The sequence below is a fragment of the Flagellimonas flava genome, from assembly GCF_900129665.1.
Classification (GTDB): domain Bacteria; phylum Bacteroidota; class Bacteroidia; order Flavobacteriales; family Flavobacteriaceae; genus Flagellimonas; species Flagellimonas flava.
In genome coordinates, this window is the sequence record NZ_FQWL01000001.1 from 944,956 (window position 1) to 970,046 (window position 25,091).

Annotated in this window: 24 protein-coding genes; 16 read left to right on the forward strand and 8 right to left on the reverse strand. The window is 38.9% G+C overall.

From position 1 onward, the window contains the following. Positions 1-229: 229 nt before the first annotated feature. Positions 230-781 carry a hypothetical protein gene (locus BUC10_RS04325; protein WP_073176671.1) on the reverse strand — a complete coding sequence of 184 codons (552 nt, stop codon included), beginning with the start codon at positions 779-781 and terminating at the stop codon, positions 230-232. 450 nt (positions 782-1,231) lie between these two features. On the opposite strand from BUC10_RS04325, the gene BUC10_RS04330 reads away from it, so the two are divergent. From BUC10_RS04330 to BUC10_RS04380, 11 genes are all read left to right on the forward strand, one after another. After that, the gene (locus BUC10_RS04330; RefSeq protein WP_073176673.1) at positions 1,232-1,534 is read left to right on the forward strand and encodes a hypothetical protein; all 303 of its coding nucleotides are present in this window, start codon (positions 1,232-1,234) and stop codon (positions 1,532-1,534) included. 310 nt (positions 1,535-1,844) lie between these two features. Next, complete coding sequence (locus BUC10_RS04335; RefSeq protein ID WP_073176675.1) at positions 1,845-2,696, forward strand: hypothetical protein; 852 nt, start codon at positions 1,845-1,847, stop codon at positions 2,694-2,696. 22 nt (positions 2,697-2,718) lie between these two features. Beyond that, positions 2,719-3,525 (forward strand): C1 family peptidase, encoded by an 807-nt coding sequence (locus BUC10_RS04340; protein ID WP_073176676.1) that lies wholly within the window; start codon positions 2,719-2,721, stop codon positions 3,523-3,525. A gap of 91 nt (positions 3,526-3,616) precedes the next feature. Next, the gene (locus tag BUC10_RS04345) at positions 3,617-4,255 is read left to right on the forward strand and encodes an RNA polymerase sigma factor (RefSeq protein ID WP_073176678.1); all 639 of its coding nucleotides are present in this window, start codon (positions 3,617-3,619) and stop codon (positions 4,253-4,255) included. Continuing rightward, positions 4,239-4,961 (forward strand): hypothetical protein, encoded by a 723-nt coding sequence (locus tag BUC10_RS04350; RefSeq protein ID WP_073176681.1) that lies wholly within the window; start codon positions 4,239-4,241, stop codon positions 4,959-4,961. Before BUC10_RS04345 ends, BUC10_RS04350 begins: the two co-directional genes overlap by 17 nt. Positions 4,962-5,029: 68 nt before the next feature. Next, positions 5,030-5,284 carry a hypothetical protein gene (locus BUC10_RS04355; protein WP_073176683.1) on the forward strand — a complete coding sequence of 85 codons (255 nt, stop codon included), beginning with the start codon at positions 5,030-5,032 and terminating at the stop codon, positions 5,282-5,284. 197 nt (positions 5,285-5,481) lie between these two features. Then, positions 5,482-6,504 (forward strand): CBASS oligonucleotide cyclase, encoded by a 1,023-nt coding sequence (locus tag BUC10_RS04360; RefSeq protein ID WP_073176685.1) that lies wholly within the window; start codon positions 5,482-5,484, stop codon positions 6,502-6,504. 4 nt (positions 6,505-6,508) lie between these two features. After that, a complete protein-coding gene (locus BUC10_RS04365; protein WP_073176687.1) occupies positions 6,509-7,000 on the forward strand; it encodes an HORMA-1 domain-containing protein in 492 nt (163 codons plus the stop codon). After that, entirely contained in the window at positions 6,994-7,866 is an 873-nt protein-coding gene (locus BUC10_RS04370) for an ATP-binding protein (RefSeq protein ID WP_073176689.1), read from the forward strand. The genes BUC10_RS04365 and BUC10_RS04370 overlap by 7 nt, the downstream gene beginning before the upstream one ends. A gap of 1 nt (position 7,867) precedes the next feature. Further along, positions 7,868-9,649: an SAVED domain-containing protein gene (locus BUC10_RS04375; RefSeq protein ID WP_073176691.1), complete on the forward strand. Its 1,782-nt coding sequence runs from the start codon at positions 7,868-7,870 to the stop codon at positions 9,647-9,649. Between the two features lie 270 nt (positions 9,650-9,919). Continuing rightward, positions 9,920-10,279 carry a hypothetical protein gene (locus tag BUC10_RS04380; RefSeq protein ID WP_073176693.1) on the forward strand — a complete coding sequence of 120 codons (360 nt, stop codon included), beginning with the start codon at positions 9,920-9,922 and terminating at the stop codon, positions 10,277-10,279. A gap of 486 nt (positions 10,280-10,765) precedes the next feature. Here the strand turns inward: BUC10_RS04380 and BUC10_RS04385 are convergent, their stop codons facing one another. Next, positions 10,766-11,761 (reverse strand): alpha/beta fold hydrolase, encoded by a 996-nt coding sequence (locus BUC10_RS04385; protein WP_073176695.1) that lies wholly within the window; start codon positions 11,759-11,761, stop codon positions 10,766-10,768. A gap of 114 nt (positions 11,762-11,875) precedes the next feature. Between BUC10_RS04385 and BUC10_RS04390 the strand changes: the two genes are divergently transcribed. Continuing rightward, the gene (locus BUC10_RS04390) at positions 11,876-12,604 is read left to right on the forward strand and encodes an NUDIX hydrolase (RefSeq protein WP_073176697.1); all 729 of its coding nucleotides are present in this window, start codon (positions 11,876-11,878) and stop codon (positions 12,602-12,604) included. A gap of 22 nt (positions 12,605-12,626) precedes the next feature. On the opposite strand, the gene BUC10_RS04395 is transcribed toward BUC10_RS04390, so the two are convergent. Then, positions 12,627-13,571, reverse strand: coding sequence for an alpha/beta hydrolase family protein (locus BUC10_RS04395; RefSeq protein ID WP_073176699.1), 945 nt, complete (start codon positions 13,569-13,571; stop codon positions 12,627-12,629). 190 nt (positions 13,572-13,761) lie between these two features. Here BUC10_RS04395 and BUC10_RS04400 point away from each other — a divergent pair, with 190 nt between their 5' ends. The 3 genes from BUC10_RS04400 (at position 13,762) to BUC10_RS04410 (ending at position 17,178) form a co-directional block, all read left to right on the forward strand. Continuing rightward, the gene (locus tag BUC10_RS04400; protein WP_073176702.1) at positions 13,762-14,139 is read left to right on the forward strand and encodes a hypothetical protein; all 378 of its coding nucleotides are present in this window, start codon (positions 13,762-13,764) and stop codon (positions 14,137-14,139) included. Positions 14,140-14,225: 86 nt separating this feature from the next. Further along, a complete protein-coding gene (locus BUC10_RS04405; protein ID WP_084732535.1) occupies positions 14,226-16,295 on the forward strand; it encodes a TonB-dependent receptor in 2,070 nt (689 codons plus the stop codon). Between the two features lie 28 nt (positions 16,296-16,323). Continuing rightward, a complete protein-coding gene (locus BUC10_RS04410; RefSeq protein ID WP_073177182.1) occupies positions 16,324-17,178 on the forward strand; it encodes a hypothetical protein in 855 nt (284 codons plus the stop codon). 57 nt (positions 17,179-17,235) lie between these two features. On the opposite strand, the gene BUC10_RS04415 is transcribed toward BUC10_RS04410, so the two are convergent. From BUC10_RS04415 to BUC10_RS04425, 3 genes are all read right to left on the reverse strand, one after another. Further along, complete coding sequence (locus BUC10_RS04415; protein ID WP_073176704.1) at positions 17,236-18,042, reverse strand: universal stress protein; 807 nt, start codon at positions 18,040-18,042, stop codon at positions 17,236-17,238. Positions 18,043-18,165: 123 nt separating this feature from the next. After that, entirely contained in the window at positions 18,166-19,536 is a 1,371-nt protein-coding gene (locus BUC10_RS04420; protein ID WP_073176706.1) for an aldehyde dehydrogenase, read from the reverse strand. A gap of 124 nt (positions 19,537-19,660) precedes the next feature. Beyond that, the gene (locus BUC10_RS04425; protein ID WP_131819045.1) at positions 19,661-20,455 is read right to left on the reverse strand and encodes a hypothetical protein; all 795 of its coding nucleotides are present in this window, start codon (positions 20,453-20,455) and stop codon (positions 19,661-19,663) included. Between the two features lie 164 nt (positions 20,456-20,619). Between BUC10_RS04425 and BUC10_RS04430 the strand changes: the two genes are divergently transcribed. Then, positions 20,620-21,093 (forward strand): hypothetical protein, encoded by a 474-nt coding sequence (locus BUC10_RS04430; protein WP_073176710.1) that lies wholly within the window; start codon positions 20,620-20,622, stop codon positions 21,091-21,093. Positions 21,094-21,111: 18 nt separating this feature from the next. Here BUC10_RS04430 and BUC10_RS04435 read toward each other — a convergent pair whose 3' ends face one another. Both BUC10_RS04435 and BUC10_RS04440 read right to left on the reverse strand, forming a co-directional pair. After that, on the reverse strand, positions 21,112-21,759 hold the full coding sequence (locus BUC10_RS04435; RefSeq protein ID WP_073176711.1) for a class I SAM-dependent methyltransferase: 648 nt from the start codon (positions 21,757-21,759) through the stop codon (positions 21,112-21,114). Between the two features lie 7 nt (positions 21,760-21,766). Then, positions 21,767-25,018 carry a WD40/YVTN/BNR-like repeat-containing protein gene (locus BUC10_RS04440; protein ID WP_073176714.1) on the reverse strand — a complete coding sequence of 1,084 codons (3,252 nt, stop codon included), beginning with the start codon at positions 25,016-25,018 and terminating at the stop codon, positions 21,767-21,769. Positions 25,019-25,091 lie beyond the last annotated feature (73 nt).

The following is a 25,091-nucleotide window of genomic DNA, read 5'->3' on the forward strand; positions in this document are numbered from 1 at the left end:
TCTGGACATATATATTGGGCGCCATGTAAATTTAGCGGGGACATACTCGATAACCCCAATCATTTTATCCACCTCGTTCTTTTGTATTTCTATTTGCATTCCCTCGTCATAGCGCTTATCAAACCACAGTGTCTTGTCCTTAAATCCCTAGCATTTCAGGTCTTTGATTGCATTTTCAGGGGTTACCGTTACTATTTTCATGAATCCCTTTTTTTAGATGTCATGGGTACTAAAAATGCCAGCCTAATTTGAGTGAAATCTCCGGAATTAGCAAGGGTGTCTCATAGATACGCTGATCTACGCTCACCTCTTTGTCACCTGCAATACGAAGATGAACCGCCGCCCACGGGTTTAGGTAAAAATTCTTGTGAAATTTCCATACATATCCACCGCCCAGTGTTAATATGGTATTGTTGTATTCCGCAGTTTCCAATTTGGCATCGGTTTGTATTGTGGCGTCCCAATACTCCAATCCAGGGCCAATCCACCAACCTTCAAATCCAGGTTTGAAAAAATAATCCACAATGGCGGCATAAACCTTCATCTCATTATTGGTAAAACCATCTTCCAGGATAAAACCCGGGGTCTCAATTTTGGTGAGTACCGCCCTGTACCTAAAATGGTCATGGCCAACCCAGGCAGAAGCATAATACCCGTTAAAGATGTAAGGCACTGCATCCAACTCGAAACCAAGCGTAGTTTTTTGGTCTTTTACTTTAGGGTCTTGACCATAGCTGGACGTTAAAAGGGCCAAGGAAAAAAGCAGGGGAAAAAATTTCATGGCGTTCTATCTTTAACCCTCTAAAAGTAGGTTTGAAAAGCTTGTTTTGCTATGATAATTATCAGCTTGATGACTGATGCTCATTTTGTTGAAGAATTTGTACTATAATGTTCCGCGTTATGTAACTTGAGCTTTGGTAAAAGCGAAAGTTGGTACAATACTTCCTGAAAAATTTCTTCTAAAAATCTTCTTTTAAAAAGGTAATGGAACACTTTTTACACGACCCGAGGTAGGAGGGGAGGGTAATGTGTGTGGAATGGATAGGAAGTACTGCCGTTTATGATAAACATTTGTATATTTATCGCGTCTACACAGTTTTAGGAAAATTCTAAAACAATTATTTATCGATAAGGAGTCGCTCACAAGTCCAGCGGCCGCGAAAGTACCGCTTCCAGTCCTAGACTGTGTAGACAGGGCTGACGGGGTGGCTCCGCTTTTAAAATTTTCTTTATGTCTACAAGAAAAAACGAAATCCATGAAGAATGGTACCAACAATTACAGAAGGAACTCTCCTTAGAAAACTCAAAACAAAAGAAGGCAATTCTTGAAATTATTGCCATTATTGATGACTATTTCGACGTAAATTCTCTGGAGGGCCATGTAGATGGTTTGCAAGGAATGTTATCTGGCAGTATCGAAAACAGCGTATTGGGCTTATCCAAAAAGAACATTTTTGACTGTGTGTCTAAAACAAGTGTTCATGTCAATTTTTTACTGAAATTATCTTCTAGACTTTCTGTGCTCAGAGCCTGAGAAATCCTATTTGAATGATTAAAAGTCCTTCTAATTTATATTGGAAGGATTTTTTGTTTAAAGTCCAAGGATTTATTTCCTGTGTTTAGAATCTACCATCTAAAATTGCGGAAAAACCCCAGAATTTCTAAGGTTTTTATGTAACGGATTCTCAAAGCCAATTTCTATATTGTAATACTCCAAAATATTGACTTCCTACAACGTATTTCCCCCTTTACTAATCATTTGATATTCAGCAAATGGTTGCTCCTAAATGCTGTTAAAGCTAAAGTTTATACTATAAATTATTCATTAAAATAAATCTGCAAAAATGAAAAAACCATTATTTAAATTTTTACTAGTGACCATAATAGGTATGACAGTTATGAGCTGCTGCGATGACGATAAAGTGGATAAAAAGACTCAACAAGAGATTGATGAAAAACTCGCTCTTTACGAAAAAGAAAATCTTGAAAGAGAGGATTTAGAAGGCTCTATTCAAAATAGTATCCATATTGAGGCCGAGATTCAGGATGAAATTAAGATTTCAGATGAATTAAAACTTAATAAGTTGGAAACAACTCAAACTATTAAAGATTTGATTGACGACAAATTTATTAAGAGTCAATCAAGATATAACCTGCTTAAAATAGTTGGTCACACCGCAAAATTGGTTGATGAAAATGAATCTTCTAAAAAGTATGAGGTCGAACTATTTAGTTATTTGAATGACTCGATTAAGCCAGAAATAATTAATCCGGGGAAAGATGGGTTGTTATCCGAATTAAAGATCACAAAAAATATGACAGCAACATTAAAGTTTTTTATCGCTGATGGATCACTTAAGGACAATCAGATTTACCACGGAACTGTTAGTGAAACTTCAAATGTTATAATTGATGAAAAGGAACTTGATTTAAAAAAATTAAAGAAGGAATTCAAAACTCCAAAATCTATGAAAAATGTGGAGTTAATTACCAGAGTAACGGTAACAGAATATGTACACAAGAAATATAATAAAAGAAGCAGAAAAATTAAGGTGAAGGAATTTCCATTGATTGGTTCTGGAGTTTCTTTAGGAACTGAATTTTATACTGAATCATCTAGAATGGAAAGAAGCTTTAAAGTGAGTATTGATACAACACCGATAGAAGATATTATTCGACGTCTTGATAAAAAGTAAATATCTTCAAAAAGTAAGTTAAATGGAAAATCCGAATTTATTTTTTACACCAATAGAACAGATTATTGGATTTGAAAATATCAAAGAAATCGAGTCCATTGATGAATCCGAATTTTTAAGTTCCTTTCCTAAAGATTGGGGGCCGGATAGAGTAGTCTCGCTTAGAGATAGAGACACACCAGTTAAGAGGCAATGGAATGGGACTTGCACATCTTTTGCTACAACAGCAGCAATTGAAAATAAGCTTGGTGGGGTATATGAATTATCAGAAAGATCTCTATGGGATTTTTATGGAAAGGCTAGTACATCTACAGCTATTAGATCAGCACAAGACAATTTCATTTTGGAAGAAGAATATTGGCCGCAAAACCAAAGTAGAATAGGCGAGGATGTTGAGAAACTAGGTAGATTTAGAATATCGAAAGTAATAAGTCTAAAAAGGGATTATTTAGCTGTTTTAAAAGCCATTGATAAAGGTAATCCTTGTATTGTTGCCCTAAGCACCCCAAGAGATTTAAGTAATGGTCATAAACAGGTGGAGTCATCGTCAAAAGTATCTAGAAGAGGAGGGCATGCCATGTGTGTTTCAGGATATAAAGTGGAAAAAGGTAGATGCTACTTTCTCGTTAAAAACTCTTGGGGTACAAAGAAAGGAGATGGTGGATATCAATATATCGCTTTTGACTTATACAAATCAAGAAAAAAAAGAAAAAGGTACTGTATTTTTTGGGAGGTTATTGAAATAGAAGAAAGGGAGATGCTTTCGATTAGAGAATCATCTATTGAAGAAATTAGGCCTGATTTTGCCGCTTATTGGGAATTCGATTAACAAAAATTTCAAATTGTACATTTTATCTGGCTTATATGAATTCTACAGACAATTTAACATGTCAATTTGTGCGTTTGTCACGCTTTAGAGTATGTCTATTAAAAAGATAAAGGTTTCTCCCAATATAAAGAACCTAGATGATATTGGTTTGCTTGAACGTATTTGTTCTAAAGACGATGACGAAGCGTATAACGAATTTGTCGATCGATACTACGATTCGGTTCTTGAACAATGTATAATCAAATGTAAATCAAGGAACGTTGACCTTCACGTTGGCAAACAGATTGCCCATGAAATCTTTGAACGAATTAGAAAATATAAATCTTTTGATAAAACGAAATTAAACACTCAAAATCGAAGAAAAGCTATACTTGGGTGGTTGTACAAATTTCTGGTTCGCTTATTTTATGATTATCATAATTCTCAAAAAAAAGAGGAAGTTCAAGTTAATTCTTATTTTGATGACTTAGTTGCTGAAGCTAAAAATATCGACCCTGAAGCTTTAGCTTCTAAAAGAGATTTAGCAAAGGATATTTTAGGAAAATTAAACAAAAAAGAAAAAGAAGTTGTCATTACAGATCTAGAGTATAAAAGAGGACAAAAGTATTTACCGGATGATGTTAACGAATCTTTAGCGGAACGTCTTGGGGTTAAGAAAGATACTATTAGAAAAATACGTGAAAGAGCTATTAAAAAAATTAAACTTGCCTTAGATGAAATCAACCAATAATAAAAAGAACTACTTTACTATTGAGGATTTTGAAAAAGGCCTAATACTTGCTGGATACGTCACGCCTCAAACCGAAAATGAATTAGAAGAGCTTGAAGCTTTAGACGACTATGATTCTTCCTTAGCCAAGGAACGATCTATAACATATTTTAAAAGAGCTGTACTTGCTGCTGAAATTGTGAATGCCCTAAAGGAAGAGCTGACATTCGGGAGGGTGAAATTTCAAAAACTAGTCTATTTATGTGAACACGCTTGTAACATGAATCTTCAAGAGAGATATGCAAAATTTGCAGCTGGTCCTTTTGATAATAATTTCATGCATTCCATAAATAAAGAATTCAAAAAGCAAAAATGGTTCGATATTAGAATTGATAATAGTAAGGGTTATCACAAACCTATTTATTCAAGAACATCCCATACTGAAAAATACAAAATCTATTATTCTAGATATTTTGGTGAACAGAATGAGGCTATTAATAAAGTCATTGGACTTTTTAGAAATACAAAAACTAGACAAGTAGAATTAGTTGCTACAATATATTATTGTATTCTAGAAATTAACGAGAATAATGACTCAAGAAATATTGAAACACTGCTCACTTATTTTTACAAATTTGACGACTCAAAAAAGCAATTTTCCAAGGAAGAAATTAAAAATAAGCTAGGTTGGATGAAAGAAAATGGAATCATGCCAGCATCTAAATAGGGTAGCTTTCCCAAAGAAATTGATAATGTCACGCTTCTAAGTATTAGGGATAAATAACATTATTAATTATGGCTACAAAAAGAACAACATACAACTACAACCTTAAAGTTGGAAGAAAAATTGTTTATAAAGGAACAACTAGTAATCCAAAGTTGAGAGAAGTTCAGCATAAAGAATCAGGGAAAAAATTTACACATCTACAAGTAGTAGGAAAAGCAAAAACCCCAAATGGAGCTACTAGAGAGGAAAAACGCCAGCTAAAAAATTATCGTAAAAATCATAACGGTAATAACCCCAAATACAATCAAAAAAAGAATGGGTAAGTTTTGATTGCTATTTATGAACCAAGGCTGGTTTTGGAAAATTAGAGGTAAGAACATTTAAAATTTATAAACAACGGTCACAGATAGTCTTGAATCCTAATTCCACAAACCTTAAAACATCAGCCTATCATACTGACCAGCGATTTAAAAATACAAGGTGTTGTTGAAGCAGTGATACCTTACTAAAAAAAATAGATATGAGTGAATTAACCACACATTCCGTATTACACAAAAGAATAACAACTTTTGCTGATTGGATAAGGCCTGAAGCAACAAAGCGTGACGAAATTAAAGAGAGATCGAATAAGGTTCGAGAAAAAATTAAAGAAAAAGCAGAATCAGATGAGTATAACCTAATTGTTGTATCAACACCTAACGCAGGATCATTTACCACCAGAACTGGTTTAAGAAGACATTTTAGAGGTGATGCCGAAGTGGAAGGGCTCGATGTAGACTTACCTTTTGTAATCAAGGATAATCAAGATGGATTTGCACTGCATAGTTTATTGGATATATTCTATAAAATTGTTGATGATTGTTATCCTGATGTTGAAAAGGAGAGAACAAAAAGTTCAATTAAACTTAAATTTTCTGATAAAGTAAATTTGGATATTGTTCCAATGTTAGAAGGAGATAATGTTGATGAACAAATATTGGTACGTTCTACTGGAGAAAAGATTAAAACCTCTGTTAAAAGACATGTTGGATTTATAAAAAAACGTACTAAAACCAGTAATGACGAGGTAGGTAGAGTTAAGTTTAATGAATGCCTACGTTTGCTTAAATGGTGGAGAGATACCCAAGCCAATGGGTCATATATTTTTGGTGGGGATGATGCCCCGCCGAGTTTTGTAATTAATTTATTAGCAGCTAAAGCTTTTGACCAATTATCGGTAAAAAAGACCTACGCTGAAACTTTAGCCATGTGGTTCGGTTATTTAGCTCATATTGTTCGAACAAGAGAAGCTATACTTTTTAACGATTACAATTCCCCTAGCAAAGATTTCACTTTGTGGTCCGTAATTGACCCTGTTAATACTAAAAATAATATAGTAAAGAATTGGGGCGCGCTAAAAGTAGATGAGCTTGCTAATTGGTTAGAACATGGAAGGGACAATTGGAATAGAATTATAAGATTTGATTTAGAAGGAGAAGATTCTAAATCAATGGACCAATTAGTTAAGTTATTTGGTAATTCTTTTAAAAATCACACCACATAAATATATGAGCACAAGTTATACTAGATCAGAATCAACCACATATACTGCTGCGAGAGCAAGATATGTTATGGGGAAAGTGCAAGAAGATTTATTAGGCCTCATGAATAGGGGTTTAATAAGCCTAGAAAGGGTTAATAGCATAAAAAGCGATGTTTTGTATTTGCTGGATAAGCAGGCTTTAAAATATTTTCAGTTACAGTTTAAGACTCCTGGAGGAAAAGAAATTGGAGGTTTACATTATGAAGTGAAATCCAATGGTCAGGTTTATTCGGATGAAGATTCAGGGAGAATTAATTATTGGATGCTGTCAAGTGACACTAAGGTGAATTTATTAGTCGATTTAGATAGAAACAGTAACAACATAGATGAAGTAGACAGACAGTTAGAAGATTGGGGTTGGGGAACAGGAACAGCTCTATCGGGAACTAAAGAAGTTCTGAAATCATATTCTAAGGAAGGTTATGGTTTAACACAAAGTAAAATTGGAACATGGTGAACCTATTCGATACTGAACATCCAAATAAAAGCTCTGAAAAACAATATGATGAGCTGATAGGGATAGATGAAAATAAATCAAATTTGCTTTCTTCATTAAGTTTGTTGCTGGACAGTAATAAGATTAAAAACTGGCATTCGAAACATCACAAAAAGGAGATAGCACTAGTAAATCAAATTTATTCAGGCACCCCTTTGGTTATTTTGTCTGGTGACGTCGGCTGTGGAAAAACCGCTTTAGCTCAATCAATAGGCACACCCTTATCATGTAAATTAGATAAAAAAATTATAGCTTTTGAAACACCATCTAATATAAGAGGTAGTGGTTTGGTTGGTGAGATTTCAAATAGAATAACAGAAGCTTTCGACCAAGCCAAGAGAAAGCTTGGAAAAGATAAATCTGGCATTTTAATTATTGACGAAGCAGATGATATTGCAACGAGCAGATCTCAAAATCAAGCTCATCATGAAGATAGAGCAGGGCTTAATGTTCTGATAAAACAGATTGACCTGATTAGAAAAGATGCGGTCAATCTTGCAGTAATACTAATCACAAATAGAGTTGATGCCCTTGATCCAGCCGTTAGGAGAAGAACATCATTGCATTTAGTGTTTGAAAGACCAACTGGTGAAAAAGCAGAGGAAGTTGTTAGATACATACTTAAAGACATTGAATATGATGAATCTAAACTTGATGATGTTATGAACTATATTAAAGACCAGCGCGTACCCTATAGTTTTTCGGATTTAATTCATCGAGTTGCAAAACAGGCGATTTACAAGGCGATTGAAATTGATAAACCATTTACAATTGATTTGTTTAAATCAACATTAGAAAATACAATACCATCTCCATTAATTGATTGATATGAAAGAAAAATTAATCATTATTGCGCATTCAGGTTTAGAGAAAAAAATATCAAAAGAAGAATGTTTATCGGCTATTTCTAATATTGAGGAAGAGAATGTTGTTTTTATACATTTTGATATTACTGAAGTCAAACTATCTGATCTTTATGATTTACCCTATGAGCAGTTGGCATTAGAGCAACAACGTAGATTCAAACTTGAAATAGAGCCAATATTGAGGGAAAATTCTAATTCACGAATTGCGTATTTTGGATTAGCTCCAATACCTCTAGCAATTCACCTTGGTTATTTATGTAGTAACTATAATCAATATTTATTTTATCAATACCATCACAAGAAAAATGAATGGTACCTGGAAATTGAAAAACCGAAAAATTATAATTTTAAGGTTAAAGAAATTATCGGTCTTCCTGATAAAGTTGAAAAGGGAAAAGGAGAGGTTTTTATTCGTGTTGGCACATCATTTAGGATTGAACCTCAACATTCTCTAGAGGTACTTCCTAATCCAACAAATGAATTTGATTTGACTTTAGAACAACCTCATGTTGATGGAATTTCAAACCAAAATGAGGTGAATGAGATAGTTGATTCATTTCAGGTGATTCTTTCTGCTTACAGCAACTTTTTACCAGATAAAGATAAAATACATTTGTTTGTAGCATCGACAACAGCCGTAGCTTTTGCTATTGGGACTAGGATTAATCCTAATATATATCCATATATCCAAACGTATCAATTTAGCAGGGACGAAAACCCAAAATACCGTGAAGCCATTTTAATAGATAAAAGTTCTGACGATGTTATTGCTTACACAGAAGATGACAGGAAAATGGCAGCCGAAATTAGAAAATCATGGGAGGATCAACTTCAAAATGACCTTAAAACTTTTATTGGAAACAGTGAAGGGCTTTACGGAAATTGGTTGGACCATATTACACAGAAAGAATCTAATTTAAAGGATTATGCTCATCATCTTTGGATAAAATTACCACAGCTTTTTTCTACTTCATTAAAAAATGACAGTATCGATTTGGATGAAAATGTCGTTGGTGATGGATTCGACTATGACAAAACTGGGCTCAAATGGAAAATCGATGATGGTATGTTCGTAAGTTTAAATAGCAGGCTCGGAAAGATAGAAGGAGCGAATATTTTACAAGCTGGTCGGCTTTTTTTATTTCATGAAGGATTGCACTATTGTCCAGAAGCACATAATTTGATTGGATCTATAGCAAATGGAATTGGGCAGTTCCCAAAGGTAATAGAAGAAGCAGATTATCAAGCAGACACCTACGCTTTATTATACGATTATAAGTTTAGTAAAGAGAAAAATATCGCTATAGAACAGAATTTAAAAAAGTTCTTCTTGATGGCAATTGATACTGCCACTGAAACCATGTGGTCATTTATTGATAATGGGGTAGAAATAAATGAGCTAAATATTAGATCAATAAACCGCTTCTTAAATTGGTATTGGCAATGGGTTAGAATAGAACAGTTGAAGAACACAGGAACGCTAAAAGAAATAATTGAAATTTTATTTGATAAACCTGTTATTGAGTTTGCAGGACCTCCACCATTTATTTTAAATCAAAGGAGAGTTGCTATAAAATTGAATACAAATAGTCTAATTAGGTATGAACTTGCAATTTTTCACAACAACAAAATTGTACGCGGAACTCCAACTGGTATAGATAGTATTGTAGATGGATTTAAGAAAATGGATAGTAGTAGAATTAAAGATGGCCTACGAAGTTTTCTATCAATGGTTTCCAATTAGATTATAAAAATAAATCTATAATGGACTTATATAATTTTGGTCAAACAAGTAGGCAAGGGCTTGGGCATGAAGAAAATGCGGGTCGGCGGGGAGTGAATTTGTGGTCAACACAAAGAGCGATTGCCCTCGGCTTTGTGTTAGGGCGTGAAACGCCCAAATAGCGAAGCTATAAGACACAAAGGGAGCGGGGAAGCATATTTTCTTCTTGATTTTTTGTTTCTTTTTTATCAAGAAAAAAGATAAAAAGGAATTAACACAAAATATTGAAATATGAGTGATGCAATATGGGCTTTAATAGGAGTGGTTGTTGGAGGACTGTTAACAGGCTGGATAAATTACGGTCTTCAAAAGAGACAATTCCAACATAATTTTGAAATGTTCCGATTAGAAAATCAGAGCAAGGAAACCGTCAAATCAATATTGACTGATTTACTTTGGCACAAAAAATTCATAGATCGTTCTATGAAAGCTCTTAAACAAAATATTGGCGGTTATACCGAAGACGAAATAAGACAACTTCTTCACGAGGTTGGTGCTGTAAAAACAACCAGAAAAAAAGATAATACCGAATGGTGGTACTTAAAGGAGAGAGGGGAGGAAAGAATAGAGTATTTAAAGCGTAAAAGCTAGTGAAGTTACTATCTAGTAAGATTTAGCAAGTGCTTAGAAATTTACGCTCCGCTAAATTTTAAGCTTTTGCGACAAGCTGACGAAAAACCCGTGAAATTTTTCTTCTCCAAGTTTTCAATTAAACGAAAAGATTCAATAAAAACGAAAAGCTGAGCTTTTAATGGCGCTGGCCAAGTGGCTGAGAATTGCGTATAAAAATAAATGCAAGGGCATTTACTTTTTATGAAAGCAATGTGGTGTTGGCCGAGCGGCTATTTTATATAACGGCAAATTATAGATACAAATGAAAATATGCGGCGCAGCCGACCGCCAGGGAAAGTTTCATGGCCCCGTTCATAATTCCAATAAATGACGAAATGCTGAGGGATATTTTACATAATAGAATTATAGCTTACGAATGGCATACCAACCAAAATACTAAATAATGACATTTGTACTATAATTTATATTATGTCAAATAGAATATTCTTAACTCCACTCCATGCGCTACATTAGTCCTTTAAGGATATCCCCTAAATGATTTCGTATTAGGGAAAAATGACCCTCGTCCTCTAACAAAATGAGTTCCGAGTTCGGAAGTGCCTTGTTCAAATGCAGCCCTCTATATTTTGGGGTCATCTTGTCCCTATCACCATACCAAAGGCTTATGGGTGTTTCAATCTCATGCAACTTAAACCCCCAATCCCTCACATACAATTTCCATTCTTGTACCACGGCATCTATACCCTGCCTGTAGGCTTCTCGGCTTCCTTTTATAAATTCTATACCATACTCAGGCTCTGCCTTTAACAACTTTCGGTCTGGTTTTGGCAAAAAACGTTGTAGCTGTCTAAGCCTTCGATGTGGTTTCTGGTCCAGAGTTTTATAATCATTGGCGATAAACCCTCTAAGGTTTTTATCCTTTTCGCTTTTGGCAAACCAATGAATAAGCTTTATGGGGAACCACATTCCTTTCAGCTTCCCTTTATAATCATGTGGTGCCGTTCCCGAGACAATGGCAACCTTGTTCAACCGATGATCCAGTTTGTGGGCGCAGGCCAATACATGCGGACTCCCGCCCGACAACCCAAAAATGGAAAAAGTATCAATATTTAGATGATCCGCAAGCTGTTCGATATCCTTGGGGTAATCCAAAAACGTTCTACCTTCTTGAAAGCTTGATCTGCCAACACCTGGGCGTTCCGGGGCAATAATTCTGACGCCCAATCGGGCCGCGGTGCTATCCATAAATGCACTGGACAACCGGCTCTCCTGGCCTCCATGAAAATAAAAAACGGGAATCCCGTGCGGATCGCCATATATCGCATAGCTCAATACCTTCCTATCGGAAAGGGTCATTTGTTTCGAATGTAAGGAGTCCAAATTCATAGTAAACAAGTCTTGGGCCACTGGCTTAATGGATATACCGTTGCCGTACAGCACTGCCCCAATGGTCAAGACCACCAGGCCCAGTAACACCGGGTATCTGATATGTAATTTCATGTTCGATGCTTTGATTGATGAAAATTATCATTGTGACAATTTGACACAAAGTAAATATATTTTCTTAATTTTGCAAATAGAAGTTTCATTTTACTTGCAAACCATTACCCTCTCATGGAAAAAAAGCCCAAGGAAATTCTTAAAATAATCCAATCTGGGGAACACCTTTTTATACCCCATATTTCAGTGGACAGTGTTATTTTCGGGTACGAAACCAATGAGCTGCAGGTATTGCTATTAGAGGTATCCGATAAGGTCTGGATGTTACCTGGAGGTTACGTGCTAAAAGAAGAGGATTTAGATACAGCTGCGCATAGAAACGTAATAGAACGTATTGGTCTGGAAAACATCTTTCTCAAACAGTTCCATACGTTTGGGCAAAGCGATCGTTCCTTCAAAAATGAAATTGCTCAGCTGTTTTCTCATCTTAGCTTGCCTGAAACCGAAGGTTTATGGATTCAGGAGCGCTTTATTTCTGTTGCCTATTATGCCCTGGTCAATAAGGCGTTGGCCCATCCCAAGCCCAACTTTTTTACTCAACGATGTCAATGGCATAGCGTACAGCAACTTCCTAAATTATTGTTGGATCATGAAAGAATTATCACGGCCGCATTGGCAGCTTTTCAATCCGATTTGGCCGCATACCCCCTAGCCTATCATTTATTGCCAAAGAAGTTTACCATGCCCGAATTACATGGTGCATTTCAGACTATCCATCAAAAGCAGTTGGATCGGAGTCGGTTCCAAAAGAAAATGTTCGAATATGATGTTTTTGAGCGCTTGGAGCCCAGAGGTGGTGTGGCGCATAGAAGGCCATACCTCTATAGACATAGAGAGAGCTAAAAACATCAAAAAATCATTATACCTAATTCAAGTATTTCTCGAACCAAGCAAACAATGCCTCATACACTTCTTCCCGATGCTCTTTTAAGGAATGCGAGCCATCCTCAAATTTCACCAGCCTATAGGGCACTTTGTGTTTGGTAAGTTCCTTGGCAAAATCCAGAACGTAATCGGTTAATACGGCCTCATCATTTCCACCTTGGAACATCAAAATGGGGATATTCTTGGGTAATTCATGCGCCCAGTATACGGCAGATCTTTTTTCAAGAATGGCCTTCTTGCTCACTGAGTAATTGGGAATAAATTCCGACCACCATAGATCCAAACCAGGTCGATCTACAATACTTCGTATTAGATTTGTGGAAGGACCGCCCACTACAACTGCTTTTATCCTGTCGGTCTGTGTAATGGTCAGAAACGAGGTCATGGCGCCCCTACTCCATCCGAACATCCCCATTTTAGTTGTATCGGCATTGGGAATTGATTCCAAAACCGGAATCAGGTTCAATACATCTTTGATATCACTTCCGCCATATTCTTCAGCTCCTTCACTCCCACCATTTCCTCGATACTGGCTGGCAGCAATAACGTAACCCTCATGGGCTATTCGTGCCAATTCCCCCAATCCAATGGAAGCTACCCCATGTGTAAGGGAACCGAAATCCAAGCTTCCACCTCGGTTGTAGATGATGGCCGGATACTTACCCCGAGCCTTAGGTTGCAATAAAAAACCATTAACTTTTAAACTATCGCTCCAGTAGGTAATTCCATGCACTTGAACCTTATCGAAGTACTCAAAACGGTTAGCATCGAGTTTAATGCTGTCCCGAACTTCATTTGTGTTGATATAATCCACCAAATCATCAAAAGAAGTCAATTTGGTCCTTTTTAAAATTTCACCATTGGCTTGTGCCAAAATCTGAGCTGATGCAAACAATAGCATAAATACCATAGAAAATCTAAGCATACGATTGAGCTTTTAAAGGTTAGAAAAATAAAACTTAGGGGGAGTTTGGGGTAAATGTATACAAATGCCCCAACCTTAGAAAACATTTGTCGCACTTATGGATAAAAGGCCAATTCTAAAAAAGATATTTTTATCCTTTATCTGATAATTGTCATGTTATTTGGGAACCGCCCTATCTACATTTGTTCCCATGAAAAACTGTGTAATTGTAATTATTGCGCTTACCATGCTCATAAAGCCGTTATCCCCGGTTGTTGAATATGTGGTCAATTACAATTACATCACCACCGTGCTCTGTGTCAACAAGGCCAAACCTCAATTGCAGTGTAATGGCAAGTGCTATTTGGCCGAGCAACTAAAAAAGAGCGCGGAACAGAATCAGGACAATCCTTTTGGCGAAAACAACGGCAATTCTGAGATAGTTCATCCCATTTTTTTCCAAACCCCGATCGAGCTTGATGTGGTAATTTCACTTGAGCATCAAAATCAACACAATTTTTATCTTTCCAATCAATTCATTTCCACCCTTTGGGCCGTGGATATTACCCAGCCCCCGGAAAGCTGCTAGGCCTTTTGATCGTATCTGGCGTATTCCGGGCGCAAGCAAGGAACGCGTAGGTACCCCTACCCTATTTTCCCAATAAATACGAATCGATGAAAATCAAAAATCGACTGGGTAGCCTTTACCGCATGGTAAAGAACCCGAAACAGTTAATATTTGTGACCATATTCTTATGCTTGACCCTTGTCCAGCATCAAGTAAATGCCCAGGAATATCAGGTAGACCCCGTTACCAAATCCATTCTGCCAGTCAATTTGGAGGAGGTGATATTGATATCATCCTATAAATGGTCCTTGGAGCACATATCACACCAAAAACCACTTTCTACTTTGGATGCTTATCTGGAATCCTCAAAAAAGTTGAGCATGATCAAGCGAGGCGCCTATGCATGGGAGCCGGTATTGAACGATATGAGTTCCGAACGATTGGCCATCACCATAGACGGTATGCGGATCTTTGGGGCCTGTACCGATAAAATGGATCCTATTACCTCCTATGTGGATGTGTCCAACCTATCCGATGTACATATTGCCGGTGGCCAAGAAGGAGCCGTTCAGGGGTCCACTATAGGCGGTGCTATCGACCTGCGATTGGAAAAAAGCAATTTTAAACCTTTGGATTGGAATGGCTCTGTTGAAACTGGAATAGAAGCTAATAATATGGCCCAGATATTTGGAGGCGAGCTGAATTATTCCAATGAACAATTCTACTTGGATACCGATGTCATTTACAGAAAGGCTGAAAATTATGTGGACGGTAACGGCCAAGAAATAGCTTTTTCGCAGTTTGAAAAATATAATCTTTCTGCAAATGTGGGATACAAAGTAACAGACGAGCAAAAGCTCTTGGCCTCTTTTATTTTTGACGAAGCCCGTGACGTTGGTTATCCCGCATTACCGATGGATGTATCCCTTGCAAGGGCGTTTATTGGCTCTGTAAGCTGGATTCAAACTGATTTTATTGGAAAGTTTGAACAGTGGGAGACCAAACTATACGCCAATTCCATTACGCATATCATGGATGACAGCCAACGACCAGATGTTCCAATAAGGATGGACATGCCCGGTTGGAGTGATACCTATGGTTACTATTCCCAAGCACGATTGAACTTGGACAACCACAATTTTTTGGTAAAACTTGATGGATTTTACAATAGGTCCCTTGCGGAAATGACCATGTATCCCAACGACCCCAACCAGCAGGAAATGTTTATGCTCACCTGGCCGGATGTACGCACCTTAAATACCGGATTATATGCGGAGGACGGTATAAAGCTTAAAAAGGGCACCTTAAAGCTCACCACCCGAGTGGCAGTTCAGGGCTTCAATGTGGCTGATTCCTTTGGGCTGAATAGCCTACGAATCTTTTATCCTGAAATGGAACAACGGCAAACGCGCTTTCTTAAAAGTATAGGTGCAAAATACCTCCAAAATTTCAACACAGTGGAGTTTAGTGGCGGTGTATCCTACGGAGACCGTGCACCTTCTGTTTCGGAAGGTTTTGGATTTTACCTGTTCAACAGTTTTGACAACCATGATTACATCGGCGACCCAGATTTGAAAAATGAAAAGGCTCTGGAAGCCAAGCTTAAACTTTCACTCCCGCTGGAGAAAATCACCTTTGGAGTGGATGCCAACTACTTCCACACCATGGATTATATTATTGGGGAAGTGAATCCGGATTTGAGCGTCATGACCATTGGGGCTGAAGGTGTTAAAGTCTATCGGAACCTTGAGTATGCCACCCTTTATAACGTTGCCCTGGATGCGGATTACAAGATAAGTCCATCATTTCGTTGTACTGGCTTGGTGTCCTATCACCGTGGAACAGATCAGGACAATCGAAATCTGCCATTTATTAGTCCCCTATCCTATTCCGGGCAATTACTGTACAATTCAGGAAAGTTATCCGGAACCCTAAGTATGCGCGGAGCGGCTGATCAGACCAACTTCAATCCTGAATTTGGCGAGGACAGAACCGATGCCTACACTGTTTTCTCCTTGTCCTTTGGAAAGACTTTCAGTATAAACAAGGATGATGTGTATGTAAAGGCCGGAGTTGAAAACGTATTCGACACCTTCTATTCCACCTATACGGATTGGAACAATATTCCCAGAATGGGAAGGAATTTTTACATGACAGTTTCCTATGCAATCAATTAAATCAATACAAATAGAAAATACTTTAATTATGAAATCAATACAATTTTTGTCTGTCGCCTTAGTGCTACTATTCACATTTGCTTCCTGTTCCGACAGTAGTGATGATCCCATTGTTATCGACGAAAATCCCCTATCGGAATATACGCTATTGACCAAGATGACGTCTAACAACCATACCATAGAGGTTTACTCAGAGGGAGAACAGTTCACCATTGGATATAATGAGTTGTTCTTACGTATCAAAGATGAGGCTTCGGGTAGCTACTTTTCCAATGCGGATGTCTCGTGGAAACCCATGATGCATATGACGGAAATGATGCATTCTTGTCCGGCCTCCAACATTGAAAAAACGGATAATGCTTCTGTTTATAAGGGATTTACAGTATTTCAGATGCCAGGAAACGCGGATGAATACTGGGAATTGGAAATGGAATATACCGTTGATGGGCAAACCTACAATGCAACCGAACGTATTGAGGTAAAAGCTCCTGCTGACGACAAAAAGAGAGTGTCCGTATTCATGGGTACAGATGACACGCGCTACATATTGGCGATGATGCCCTTGGAGCCAGAAGTAGCAGTCAATGATTTTTCAGCGATGCTGTTCAAGATGGATAATATGATGTCATTTCCGGCAGTGGAGAACTATAAGATAAAAATCGACCCTCGTATGCCCGGGATGGGAAATCACAGCTCGCCAAATAATGAAGATTTAGCCTTCAATCCCACAAACCAGGGTTATGATGGAAAATTGTCATTGACCATGACGGGGTATTGGAAAATCAACCTAATGCTGGAAAACGAAAATGGGGAGGTGCTTAAAGGAGAAGAAGTAACTGAAGATAATGAAAGTAGCAGTCTATTTTTTGAAATTGAGTTCTAGTTGTACATAACCCTTTTAGGGAAAAGAAAAGACCGCCAATTGGCGGTCTTTTTTATGCTAAGCCACAATCAAGACTGGCACATCGAGCTTTTGAACAATTTGTCGCGCCCGATCCGATTGTAGATATGATTCCTTAGTTGATTTTCTTGGAATACAGAACAGTTGGGTATTGGTGCGTTTCACATAGGAGGCCAACCCATCCAGGACGTTGGCACCTTCGGTGAAGACATAGGAAACTGCGTCCTGTACCTTGTTCTCCTCGTTTGAAACGGCATCTTGCTCGCTTCTAACACTGAACAACCTAACCGGTTTTGAAGTTTTCTTGTTAAGATCAGCAAGAACCCCAGAGGTAGTGTCTTCAAAACTATTTCCATAAACACCCAAGGATATATCCTCAAAAGTGTGCAATTTTTGATCATCCCCTGTAACCAGCACATTGGCATCACAGGCAGTCATAATAAAACTGGGAATTCCACTAGCAGGTATACCAGGAAATTTAGATTTTGGTTTGCCCAGTACAACAGTATGCGGCTGTTCCTTTTCCAAATATGCTTTTATCGTATTCTTGGTGTTTCCATAGGCAATTTTATAAGTCACCTTGGAACCAGTCTTTGAACTGAACTTTTCAACCGCAGAACGTAATTTGGACTCCGTGTCCCTAGTGTCCCGGTGCAACGTCCTCATTGCCGACAATTGATTGTCCCCTTTTACAATATCTGTTGGGGCCTTGACATACAAAACTTCAACGGTTCCTTTGATTGCTTTGGCCAATTCTGTGGCATTGGCTATAACATTTTCAAGATTGGCTGAGATATCGGCAATAACCGAAATCTTTTTTTTTGTGGTGGTGTCTGTAGATTTCATAATAGTAATACTATTAAAAAGTGAGTCGCTTACTTTAAAGATAGAAGGAAAACTTTCAAAACCGAACAGTTTAACTTTTGATTAATAAAAGTCTAACCGTCTAGAAGATAATTTTTTATGGCTTTAAAAAAGTCGTTTGAATTGTTTGGCCAATCGTATCGGAAGCTTATAAGGCGCATAACGTAATGGAATATCCAACCAATTCGGTTTTTTTATAATGGCCTTTTTATGGGAAAATAAATCGAAGGAATGCTTACCGTGATATGCGCCAATACCGGCCTGCCCTACCCCGCCGAAAGGCAGTTCTTTATTGGCTATTTGCATAACCGCATCATTGATCACCCCTCCACCAAATCCGTAGCGGTTAATAATCCGTTTTTGGAATTTTCTCTTTTTGGAAAACACATAGAGCGCTAAGGACTTATCGTATGTTGTAATGGTGTTTTCTATATTCGCCTCAGTTTCATAGGAGATAATTGGTAAAATTGGCCCAAAAATCTCATCGGACATTAATGCACTATCCAATGAAGGTTCATTTATCAAAGTGGGCGCAACATATCTGTCGGAATCGTTACAAATACCCCCTAACAAAATCTCTTGCCCCCCTAGCTTTTGCTTTAGACTTTTGTAATGATTGTCCGTAGCGATTCTGGCATAGTCCGAAGATTGTTGAACATCATCTCCATAAAATTTGGCAATCTGCCGCTTTAGTGCCCCAACAAATTTGTCCTTGACCTTTTTATGAACCAAGATATAGTCGGGTGCTACACAGGTCTGCCCAGCGTTCATAAACTTAGACCACACAATTCGTTTGGCTGCAACCTTAATGGCTGCTGACTCATCTACAATACAGGGGTTCTTACCTCCTAATTCCAGGGTTACCGGGGTCAAATGTTCCGCAGCGGCTTTATAGACTATTTTAGCAACCTTGGAGCTACCGGTAAAGAAAATATAGTCCCATCGCTCTTTCAATAAAGCCGCAGAAGTAGATACCCCACCCTCTACAACAGAGACATACTCCTCAGGAAAAACTTCAGCTATGATCTTCGCGATAATAGCGGATGTATTTGGACTTAATTCTGATGGTTTGATCACCACGGTGTTGCCCGCGGCCAGGGCTCCAACTAAAGGCGAGAGTGTAAGCAAAATAGGGTAGTTCCAAGGAGAAATGACCAAGGTATTCCCGTAAGGTTCCGAATAAATCCAATCCGAGCTGGGAAAATTGGCCCAAGTAAAACCTACCCGTTTAGGTTTGGCCCACAGTTCCAAACGATTTAGAATATAATTTAATTCGGAAAGCACTAATTGTGTCTCAGTAGCCAAGGTCTCAAAAGTTGGTTTTTTGAAGTCCTTGTAAAGCGCCTCGCAGATAACATCTTCATACTTTACTAGTGCCTTCTGCAGCAGCTTTAGATACTTGATACGATATTTTACATTCTTGGTTTGTTGTGATGCGAAAAACTCGCGTTGGTCTTTGACCAATTCCTTCAGCATAATCTTATATTTCTTCAGCACCACAATTTATCAAAAAGTAAGGTAACCCCATCTCTTGCCTCTTCGATTTCGAATAAAAAAAACACCGCCTATTGGCGGTGTCCTAAATGGAATTTATGTTGTTCTACAGATTAATTTCTTCCGTTGTTCCATCAGGATAGGTTAAAATTGCGACATTGTCACACTCACCATCTCCAAAATCAACTGTGATTTCAAGACCATTTTTAGATACGACCATGCTACCATTTGTCAAGTGCTCACAATTGAATCCGCCAACAAGTGGGTCAACAGTTTCAATTGTATAGGTGTTCCCATCTGCAGTGACGTTCCAACTACCGGATAAACTGAAAGAGCTATCTCCAAGGTTTTCACCAAAGGTAAAAGCAAAAGTTTTGGTTCCGGTTTCGGTGATAACACTTTCATCTTCCATTTCTACGGTCATATTGCTGGTTACTGTAAAGGAAATGGTATTCTGTTCCACATTGGAGTTTAACTGATAGGCCCGTGTTCCGCTAAGTTTGATAGTACCTACATAAAAGTCTTCATAGGTAGCGGTAAAAGCAGCTGTTTCATTACCGACCTCATAGGTAACCGTAAGTGTTCCATTTATATTTTCTGTTCCATTTAAGGCGCAGTTGTTAAAGGTGGCTACAAATCCAGTGTCTGTATATTCCGCACTATAACAATCATTTGCAGATTTGGCAGATTTACCTGCTTGGGCACCGCCCGCAAATAATTCAGCAAGTGCATTGTCCACTGTTCCAGCTGCCTCATCCGTGGTTAAAATGGTTTGGAGTTCTGTTTGCGAAAGCTCCTGGTCGGTTCCAATAGGATTCGCATCCTCGCTACAAGAATTGAAAAGCGCAAAGACAAGAATTAAGATTCCTAACGTTTTAAGGCTTCTAGCTATTAAGTTCATCGTACTTAAGTTTATGGGGTTATGGTGGAGTAACGGGAAAAATGGCATTTTTAGTGTAAAATCACACTAAAAATCGATAATCGTTAAATCCACAAGGAAAGCCTTAAATGATTGGAGAATTTGTGGGAAATTGTATTATTTTAGGTTGAAGAAAAAAAGAACCTATGAAAATGATACAAAAATGCCTTCCCCTGATATTTGCTGTTTTCCTGACAGCTTGCGGAAGTGACGATTCCGGAACGCCGGAAACCAACTTGAATTTAGCCGTTATAGGTGAATGGGAGTTGGTTGAGGTAAATATAAGTTCGTCCCAGGATATTGACCAAGACGGTTCCAGTTCCACCAATTTGTTGGACGAAGTGGACTGTATTACGGGAACTTTGACCCTGAATTCAGATTTGACCTGGAGTTTGACACAATCAGGAATTTCCATCACAGCCATCACCAACGATCAATTCTTTGCTCAATGTAACAGTAATATTACAGGAAGTGGAACTTGGGTCGGAAGCAGCACGCAAGTTACTTTTTCCGGAAGTAGCGTATTGGGTACACTACAAATCAATTCTGATGATCGTTTGACCAATAATGTTGGTGAGGACCTCCCTGGAATTAGAGGTTACGTATACCGCCGACAGTAGACTTCTATACTGAAAAAATCAAGGTTTTTGGGCCACAATCAGCCACATTTGTTTAGTGGTTTCGCGTTCCCAATCGCCATGGTCTTCCACTTCATTGATAATGTTGAAACCTGCATCCCGCAATTCATCACGGACATATTCAGGTCCAAGGGAATGTGCGGTGACCTGTTCTTGTCTTGACTTGCCCACAACGCGTTTTTTCAACTTTTCCAACAGCATTAATTTACCTCCCGATTTTAGGGAATTCTTGACATGCCGCAGAATCTTTTGATAGGAATCCATTTCATGATACGTATCAATGATAAAAACTGCATCAAGTTCATCCTTGGGCAACTTTGGATCGTCATAATCTCCTAGAATGGTGATGATGTTTCGAAGCCTTCTATCATTGGCATTGGAACGCAGGGTTTCCAACCTATCGGAACGCACATCCACTGCATAAACCCTACCGTCCGTTCCAACAGATTCGGATAGATGCATGGAAAGGTAACCCTCATGGCAACCAATATCCGCAACCCTACTGCCCTGATTCAAGTCCATCAATTGCAATAGGGTCCCGGTTTTCATCCATTGGTCGCGATCCTCCCAATCTGATGCTGTGTACTGAGCTTGGAGTCCTAGAGAAACCAGAAGGCCTAGGACCAAGATTGGGAGAAATCGCTTCATTATTCTTTTAGTTTTCAATTAAGCCCTGACCTTCGATCCACGGAGCACCGGCTGCCTTCAATTCAGACTCCAGAGCAGGAATCGTACCCTTAACAAGTGCATTCAATTCTTGTTTAATGTCTGTCAGTTGCTTGCTAGCTCGATCTAAAGCACCTTTTTGGTTTCCAGTAGGTCCGTAGGTATTTCGTAACGCAACCAACCCAATAAACGAGCCTTCTCCTGGTGAAGGTGGGGTCTTCTCCCCTACTTCATTCCTGGAAGGGCTTCCACCCATAGATTTTTTAAGGGCGTTTAATTGGCTCTTGGCCGCATGAATTTTAGACGATAAAGCCGCTGTCGGATTTGTGGCCTCATCCAAAGCTCGTTTCATCGCACCTACTTTTGAAATACTGTTTTCCAAAACATGATTGGTAGCGGATAAATCTTGCTGGAAGGACTGATACATTTCCCTGAAAGCATCGATTTCGCTGGTAGGTTTAGCCGGCAAGGCTCCTTTAGCCAAAGGCTTCACTTCAAAGTTCTGGGCAACAGAAAGTTGTTTTAAAGCCCCATCCACTCTTTCATAGAGTTCAACCGAATATGTTCCAGGTGTGGCCAAGTAAGGAGATCCGAAGAAATCTTCATCATCGCCCGATGGTTCTTTTAGTGTTATTCCGGTTCTATCGGCATAGGTCAGGTTCCAAGAAACGCGATTAAATCCTTTCTTATTGGTTCCTGCAACGGTGTTTACCACGTTACCATTATTGTCCTTCACCATAAGAACCAAGGCAGGCTTCTCCTGATTTTTTTCTTTATCCAAAGCATCCCAACCTGGAAATGCCACATTGCTTTTTTGTTTGTTTAAACTCTTTTCCCTTTCGGAACGTTGCTCCTTATTGGTCTTCAACTTGTTGGGCAGATAATAGGTGAATGTGGCTCCATAAGCCGGATTTTGGGCCACATACTGTCCGTTACCTTGTCCATAAACTCCATCCTTTTCAATGTACCAATAGGCCGGTTTAACCTTGAACAAAGTAGCTTCACCTTTTTTGGAAGTATCAAAATCCCGTAAAGCGGAGATATCATCCAAGACATAAAAACCTCTTCCGAAGGAAGCTGCGACCAAATCGTCTTCCCTTCTTTGAATGGTAATATCCCTGAACGAAATGGTTGGAAGGCCCCCTTTCAACTGTAGCCAGGAACTTCCTCCATTTTTGGTAAAATAAATTCCGAATTCTGTTGCCGCAAAAAGAAGTCCTCGTTGCTTATGGTCCTGAACAATTCTCCAAGTAACCAACCTTTTGGGGAGGTTTCCATTAATGAAAGTCCAGCTGTTTCCTTTGTCCGTACTTTTTAATAGGTATGGTTTATAATCACCTTCTTTATGATTGTCCAATACCAAATACACGGTGTGCGCATCATATAGATCAGCGCGCACATCATTTACAAATGCTCTATTTGGAACACCTTTGATATTACCAAGATTAATCTTTCTCCAGCTAGTTCCCCCATCTTCGGTAACTTGAAGAATTCCATCATCCGTTCCAGCATATAAAAGTCCTTCCTGAATTGGAGATTCCGCTAAAGAGGTAATTGTATTATAGTTTGACATGGCTGCAACATCCCATGGATTGTCCCAACTTTGCTGTCTACCCATAATTGGCAGGGCCAAACGTTCTTCATTTCGAGTCAAATCGTTGGAAATTGGAGTCCAATCATCACCTCGGTTCTCGGATTTCCAAACTCTGTACGAAGCAAAATACAAACGGGTTGGATTGTGTGGGCTCACCAAAATTGGGGCATCCCAGTTAAATCTTTCATGGGGTTCACCCGCTTTTGGTTGGGGTTGGATAAAAACGGTTTCACCAGTTGTTTGATCAATTCTCCATAACCACCCTTGTTGGAATTCACCGTATGTAATATCCGGATTGCCAGGTTCGGTGGCCGATTGATGTCCATCGGCGCCAAGGGTAATCCACCAATCCGAATTTAGAATTCCTTCACTACTTCGGGTCCTTGACGGGCCACCATGGGAGCCATTATCCTGTGTACCTCCATAAATATTGTAGAACGGCGCAGCGTCATCCACGGCAACCTTATAATACTGCGTAATGGGAAGATTAGAAAAATACTTCCAAGTCTTCGTTAGGTCATAAGATTCATAAAGACCTCCATCGGTACCAAATAACACATAATTTGGGTCTGATTTTTTGAAGGCCATTGCATGGCTGTCCACGTGCTTTTTGTCTTCATTCATTTGAACAAAGGTCTTTCCATGATCATAGGACACCTGCACATAATTGCTCATCAGGTATAAATGCCCCTCGTGATGTGGCGAAGCATAAAGTTCTTGATAATAATGGGGTCCCGTACCGCCTGAAACTGCATCTGACTGCTTTGTCCAAGAGGATCCTTGGTTTTTGGAAATGAACACCCCTCCTTTTTTACGATCCAACTCAATCGCCGCATACAGTGTTTCATTGTCAAATGGAGAAATTGCAAGTCCAATTTTCCCGAGATTGGAAGTGGGAATACCGTTTGTTAGCTTGGTCCAGGTCTCACCTCCATCTGTACTCTTGTGGATTCCCGTGCCGGGCCCACCGCCCATGTAGGCGGCAACAGTTCTATGTCTGTCCCAAGTGGCTGCATAAAGCGTATTTGGGTCAGTAGGGTCCATCACCATATCGGTAACCCCGGTCCACTCGCTATTTCCCAAGGTACGTTTCCAGCTTTCACCCCCATCCACGGATTTATAAAACCCTCTTTCACCACCTTTGCTCCAAAGTGGTCCTTGGGCCGCCACCCAGATAATATCAGAGTTTTCAGGGTGTACCATTATTTTAGAAAGGTGTTCGGAAGCTTTCAGCCCCTTATTTTTCCAAGTTTTGCCCTCGTCGTGGCTTACGTAGATTCCGTCACCAAAACCAACGTGTCTACCACCTACGTTTTCACCTGTTCCCACCCAAATAGTACTGGGGTTATTAGGGTCAATGGTTACGCAACCTATGGAATAGCTTGTCTGTTTATCAAAAATGGGCGTCCAGGTCGTACCCGCATTTACAGTTTTCCAAACTCCTCCCGAACCCACGGCAACGTACCAAATGCTTTCGTTTTTTGGGTGGATGGCAATATCAGCAATCCGCCCTGAGGTCAATGCTGGGCCCAAACTGCGGAACTCCAATCCATTGTAGAGAATAGAATCAGCTTTTTGGGCTGTGAGGGAAAAAGAAATTAAGAATAGAAAAAGTAGTGCAGAACAAATTTTTGTGCAATGTTTCATTATCAGAACTTTTGGTTGAATTAGCAACGAAAGATAACCAAAAGCATCAGCCTTAATTCCAAAAAAAATGTGA